Annotated in this window: 5 protein-coding genes; 1 reads left to right on the top strand and 4 read right to left on the bottom strand. The window is 70.4% G+C overall.

The window, feature by feature from the left end:
- Positions 1-35: 35 nt before the first annotated feature.
- The 4 genes from ACYVE9_RS13630 to ACYVE9_RS13615 form a co-directional block, all read right to left on the bottom strand.
- A complete protein-coding gene (locus ACYVE9_RS13630; protein WP_461028088.1) occupies positions 36-1,199 on the bottom strand; it encodes an HTTM domain-containing protein in 1,164 nt (387 codons plus the stop codon).
- Entirely contained in the window at positions 1,189-1,752 is a 564-nt protein-coding gene (locus ACYVE9_RS13625; RefSeq protein WP_461028087.1) for a DUF5819 family protein, read from the bottom strand. The genes ACYVE9_RS13630 and ACYVE9_RS13625 overlap by 11 nt, the downstream gene beginning before the upstream one ends.
- Positions 1,753-2,034: 282 nt before the next feature.
- Positions 2,035-3,369, bottom strand: a complete 1,335-nt coding sequence (locus ACYVE9_RS13620) for an ice-binding family protein (protein ID WP_461028086.1) — start codon at positions 3,367-3,369, stop codon at positions 2,035-2,037.
- 472 nt (positions 3,370-3,841) lie between these two features.
- Entirely contained in the window at positions 3,842-4,393 is a 552-nt protein-coding gene (locus tag ACYVE9_RS13615; RefSeq protein WP_461028085.1) for a hypothetical protein, read from the bottom strand.
- A gap of 116 nt (positions 4,394-4,509) precedes the next feature.
- On the opposite strand from ACYVE9_RS13615, the gene hemL reads away from it, so the two are divergent.
- Positions 4,510-5,800, top strand: a 1,291-nt coding sequence (gene hemL, locus ACYVE9_RS13610) for a glutamate-1-semialdehyde 2,1-aminomutase (protein ID WP_461028084.1), incomplete at its 3' end; no start/stop codon positions are given.

Below are 5,800 nucleotides of genomic sequence, written 5' to 3'. Positions count from 1 at the left end.
GTCGGTGACCGGCCGGGGCGGTGGGGCAGCGCCTGCTACCGCTTGCTCAGGCTGGGGGCCTCGTGCCTGCCCTGCGCGGGTACGGACGCGGCCGTCACGCCTCCCCGGGACGTTGCCGGCCGCCGCACACCCAGTCGCTGAGCCGTCAGCCGCCACAGGCGGGGCAGGAAGGCGTAGAAGCGGTCGGGCAGGAACACGGCGTCCGCGATGATCATGGCGCCGGAGAAGACCGGCAGCCCCAGCAGGACCGCGATCCCGAGGTGCATGCCCAGCAGCACCACGAGGACCGGGTACTTGAGCCTGCCGAACAGCACGAACGGGAAGGCGACCTGGGTGAGCACGGTCAGATAGCTGATGGCCGCGATCGCCAGCGGGTACTGGCCGACGAAGTGGGAGAGCGCGGGCCAGGGCTGGAAGAGTTCGAGGTTCAGCACGTAGTGGAGTGCCGTGCCGTCGGCCCAGAACGAGCCCTGGACCTTGTAAAGGCCGGCTGAGCCGTACAGGAAGCAGACCTGGGCCGCGATGACGAACACAGCGCAGTTGTGCAGCACCGTCGCCAGTGTGACGCGGGCGGCACGGAGCTGCCGGGCGCGGGAACTCCGCACCCGTTCCGGCGCGTCGGCCCCGCCGGCGACCCTCCTCCGTGCCCGCCGCGCGTCCAGGGACCAGCGCCGACCGCACGCGGTGAACACGAGGTAGAGGGACATCAGCAGGATCAGGTTGTCGCCCCCGTCCGTCATGAAGATCGACCGTGCGTGGAACGAGGCCACCACGACGGCGAACAGGACGGACACGACCCGGGTCCGCCAGCCCAGCACGAACAGCGCGGACGTCACGAGGGCCGCCGCGTAGCACAGCTCGAACCAGGCACGGCTGTCCGAGAGGATCAGCAGGCTGTACCAGCCCGTCTGGTCGAAGAGCTGCGCCGCCAGCGCCGGAGTCCACGGGGCGTCCGGTCCCCACATCACGTGGCGGTGCGGGAACTCGCGCAGCAGGAAGACCAGGTAGAGCAGCCCGTAGCCGATGCGCAGCACCGACGTGGCATACAGGGAGACCGGCTGTTCGGTGACGAGCGTCCGGCAGGCACGGACCCGGGCCCGGAACCGGCGTCGTAGTGCGCCCACGGGCGGAGCCGGGTCCGTCGCACGATCCGGTGCGACTGCCGCGGTGGGGAGTCCGCGCGTCTGCTCATTTCCCATGACGAGTCACCTTCCACCAGGGCAGGAGCCGCTTCTCGACAGGTGTCGTCGTGCCGTTCCGGACGTCCGAGCCGGGGGCGGCGACGGGGCGGGTGACGACGCGCAGCTGGATGAAGTCGAAGTCGCGGCCACCGCGGTGCTCGGCGACGCGGTCGGCGGCGATGTTGCTCACGTACTCCTGCATCATCACGGCCCGCTCGGAGCGCGCCGTGTCGTCCTCGCCGTGCGTCTCGACGTAGGAGGACCAGGCGCGGCGCAGGAGGTTCTGGGCGGTGTGGCTCGGGAACGCCTGGTGCTCGATCGCGGATTCGTCCACGGCGGTCAGGTCGAACCACGGGCTCACCCGCGTCGAGTCGCCGGGGCCGGAGTGCGCGGTCCTCGCCAGGATCTGCCGGTTGACGGAGTCGGGATTGGGGGCGAAAAGGCGCCAGTTCTGTTCGAAGAGGGGATACACCCATGCGTCGATCTGCTGGCTGTATCGCCGGGACACGGGATTTCCCGGGGCCACGTGGAAGAAGACGCACACGACGTGAATCAGTGTGACGGCCAGCACGAGAGCCACGGTCGTGGAGACCCCGGCTTTCCACGCACGTACGCTCAGGGGGAGTTCTTCGGGAACGTCCGACGCTTCAGGACGTTCCCGCGGTGGGCCGGAGTCGGAAAGTTCGTGTTCTTTCACGTCCGCCGGTTCGATTCGGCTCGGCACCGCTCACCTTGCTTTCCTGTCTGCAACCCGCAACGGTCGTTCCGCGGAGACGCACCGGCGGCGCGCGGCGGAATCCAGGGATTCCGCCGCGCGCCGTCATCCGATGAAAGGGCTCATCGCAGCCTCTGGTCAGCCTTCGTCGCCCTGGTGCCCCGCGTGCTGCGGAACGTCGTCGTAGCCGTAGTGGTTGCCGTGTTCCGGCTTGCCACCGTGCTCCTGCTCGTGGCCGTCGGGCTTGCCGCCGTGGTCGTGGCCGTGTCCGTCGGGCTTGCCGCCGTGGTCATGCTCGTGGCCGTCGGGCTTGCCGCCGTGGTGGTCGTGGTCGTGGCCGTCGGGCTTGCCACCGTGGTCGTGGCCGTGTCCGTCGGGCTTGCCGCCGTGGTCGTGGCCGTGGCCGGGTCCACCGGGCTTGCCGCCGGGGCCGCCGACGGTGTTCCCGACCGTGGTACCCGAGACGTTACCGGTGGTGACGTTGTTGCCTGCGGTGTTGCCGACGGTGTTCCCCGCGACGCTTCCCGAGGTGCTCCCGCCGGTGACGATCGGTCCGCCCAGGAGCCCGCCGCTGGTGATGAGGCCGCCGCCGATCAGGCCCCCGGTCGTGCCGGAAGTCGTGCCGTTCGTCGTACCGGTGGTCGTGCCGGTGGTCGTACCGTTCGTGGTCCCGGTGGTGGTGCCGGTCGTGGTCCCGGTGGTCGTCCCGTTCGTCGTGCCGCCCGTCGTGGTCGAGCAGTCGCCCAGGAAGATCCTGTTGTCGTCGAGGGTCACGGCACCGTTGCGGGCCAGCGCTCGGCCCTCGATGTTCGTTCCCGTGGTCACGCTGATCGAGGTCAGCGCCATGATGGTGCCCACAAAGGTGGAGGTGGTGCCCAGCGTGGCCGAACTCCCGATCTGCCAGTACACGTTGCACGGCGAGGCGCCGTTCGTGAGCAGCACCCGGCTGGAGGAGGCCGTCGTCAGGGCTTCGGGGATCTGGAACACCCAGACCGCGTTGGGGTCTCCGCCCGCGTCCAGGACCAGGTCACCCGTCAGTCCGACGCCGGACGACGCCGTGTAGACGCCGGGAAGGAGGGTGTCGCCGTTGCCGATTCCCGCCGCGAGGGCGAAGTCCGTGGCCTGGCTGGCGGCCTGGTTGTATGCCGTGACCAGGTCGCTCTTGGCGTTGTTCGCCACCGCGTCCGCTGCGTGCACCGAGCCGAGCACCTGCCCGGGAGGGAATCCGGTGATCGCGGTGCCCGGACTGACTCCGAGATCCTGACCGAGCACGGTGGGACCGGTGTTGGTGACCTCGGAACCTGCCAGTACGGAGAAGCTGGCAGCCGTACCCAGGGGTACGGGAGTGGCGATGGCCTGGGCCGGGGTCGACATCGCCGCGATCATCACGGCGGCGATGGTTCCGGCGAGGCCGGTGGTCAACCATCCGGTCAGGGAACGGGACTTGGCTGCCTGGGGGATCTTCAGTTTCATCGAGAGGCCATTCCTGTGGGAGGGGGGCCGTGGCCTGCCGGGCCCTGTCGATCGCCCGGGAGCCTTGGAGATGTGCTGGAAGATTGGCAGAACTCTCCGCGTGGTCGGAGCAACTGCGAAGTGAGTCGGGGAATTCACGCATTTCGCACTCCAATGTACGAGCGCTCTTCTGTATTCATATTTACGATGATCCGAGCGCCTTCCCGAATTCTTCTGAAACGGGGAAATGCATGATCGTCTGGCGGGTGTGGAGGAATCCAGGAGGGAATCGGGGACTCACCTGTGACGGAGAGCGCGGAGCGGCGGGCCGCGACGTCCTGGCCGCGGGCCCTCAACGCCTTCTGCGCACGGGTGGGCGCGCGGCTGCCCGCGCGGCGTGCCGCAGTCGCCGGTCCCGCGCCGCTACGGAGCGGGGCGGCAGCCTGACGGTTCCGTCACGTGCGGGAGAGGGGAGGAGTCGGGTGCTTCCCGCTCAGGGCCAGACCAGGCAGTAGGGCTGGTGGCCCGCCTCGTGCAGGCGGTGGCTGAAGTCCTGCCACTCGTGGAGCAGGCGGTAGACGGCGAAGGCGTCGCTGGGGCCACCGCGGTCGGGGACGGTGGACCAGATGAACGCCGCCGCGCCGACGGACTCCTCGCCGATGCCGCGCAGCGGGTCGACGACGGTCATGGGCAGCCTGACGACGGCGTAGTCCGGGTGCAGCACGACGAGTTCGAGGGGTGGGACGCGGTGCAGGGGCACGCCCTCGATGCCGGTGAGCACCATCGCGGCCATCGTCTCGGGCTTGATCTTGGTGAACATGCCGCCCTGGCCGAGCTCGTCACCGCCGAGCTCCTCCGGGCGCATGGAGATCGGGACGCGCGCCGCGGTGGCGCCGTCCGGCGCGCCGAAATACTTGTAGGTCACCCCCACGGGGCTGCCACCCTTGCTGTTCTCCGTCTCGGCCGCGTCGCGCCGATGACGGCCGCGCGGAACGCTCTCCGGCTCGAGGTCCCCGGCCCCTTCGCCCAGTCCGCCTCCGCGCATGTCACCACCTGACTACTCGCGGCCCCCGCCGCACAACCCGATCATCGTCCCAGAGACCTCCCCTCTGTACGACCGGCGAAACGCCCGACCGCACAAGCGGACGAAGCTCTGTCACCATGGTCGGCGTGAGCTATCCGTACGAAGCACCAGTATCGCAGTCGCTCTACGACCGTGCCGCCGTCGTGACACCGGGAGGCGTGAACTCTCCGGTGCGGGCCTTCCGTGCCGTGGGCGGTACGCCCCGGTTCATGGTGTCCGGGGCGGGTCCGTACCTCACGGACGCCGACGGACGGGAGTACGTGGACCTCGTCTGCTCGTGGGGACCGATGATCCTCGGCCATGCCCACCCGGCGGTGGTGGACGCCGCGCAGGCCGCGGTCGCCCGCGGCACCTCGTTCGGCACCCCCGGCGAGGGGGAGGTGGAACTCGCCGAGGAGATCACCGCCCGCGTCGGACCCGTCGAGCAGGTCCGGCTGGTGTCGTCCGGGACCGAGGCGACCATGTCCGCGATCCGGCTGGCCCGTGGCTTCACCGGGCGCGCGAAGGTCGTCAAGTTCGCCGGCTGCTACCACGGCCACGTGGACGCGCTGCTGGCCGCGGCCGGCTCCGGGCTGGCGACGTTCGCCCTGCCGGACACCCCCGGGGTGACGGGCGCGCAGGCCGGCGAGACGCTGGTCCTGCCGTACAACGACCTGGAGGCCGTACGGGCCGCGTTCGCCGCGCACCCGGACGAGATCGCCTGTGTCATCACCGAGGCGTCGCCCGGCAACATGGGCGTCGTGCCGCCCGCGGACGGCTTCAACGCGGGACTGAAGGAGCTGTGCCGGGAGAACGGCGCGCTGTTCCTCTCCGACGAGGTCATGACGGGCTTCCGGGTCACCCGGGCCGGCTGGTACGGCATCGACGGTGTGGTGCCGGACCTCATGACGTTCGGCAAGGTCATGGGCGGCGGCTTCCCCGCGGCGGCCTTCGGCGGCCGGGCCGACGTGATGGCGCACCTCGCGCCCGCCGGCCCCGTCTACCAGGCGGGCACGCTGTCGGGGAACCCCGTCGCCACCGCCGCCGGGATGGCGCAGCTGCGCCACCTGGACCAGGACGCCTACGACCGGGTGGACGCCGCCTCGCTCGCGGTGCGCGGCATGGTGGCGGAGGCGCTCACCAAGGAGGGCGTCGCCCACCGGGTGCAGGTGGCGGGCAACATGTTCTCGGTGTTCTTCACCGACGAGCCGGTCCGCGACTACGACGGCGCCCGCGCCCAGGAGGCGTTCCGCTTCACCGCGTTCTTCCACGCGATGCTGGCCGGCGGCGTCTACCTGCCGCCGTCCGCCTTCGAGTCGTGGTTCCTCTCCGCCGCGCACGACCAGCAGGCGCTGGACCGGATCGCCGCCGCGCTGCCGGCGGCGGCCC

The organism is Streptomyces sparsus (genome assembly GCF_054776295.1).
Note: the sequence above shows the minus strand (reverse complement) of the source record. Positions and strands in the feature narration are given on the sequence as shown.

Bases quoted from the DNA above. Each gene is read 5' to 3' on its own strand.
- ACYVE9_RS13630 (WP_461028088.1), bottom strand. From the start codon at position 1,199: ATGGGAAATGAGCAGACGCGCGGACTCCCCACCGCGGCAGTCGCACCG.
- ACYVE9_RS13620 (WP_461028086.1), bottom strand. From the start codon at position 3,369: ATGAAACTGAAGATCCCCCAGGCAGCCAAGTCCCGTTCCCTGACCGGA.
- ACYVE9_RS13615 (WP_461028085.1), bottom strand. From the start codon at position 4,393: ATGCGCGGAGGCGGACTGGGCGAAGGGGCCGGGGACCTCGAGCCGGAG.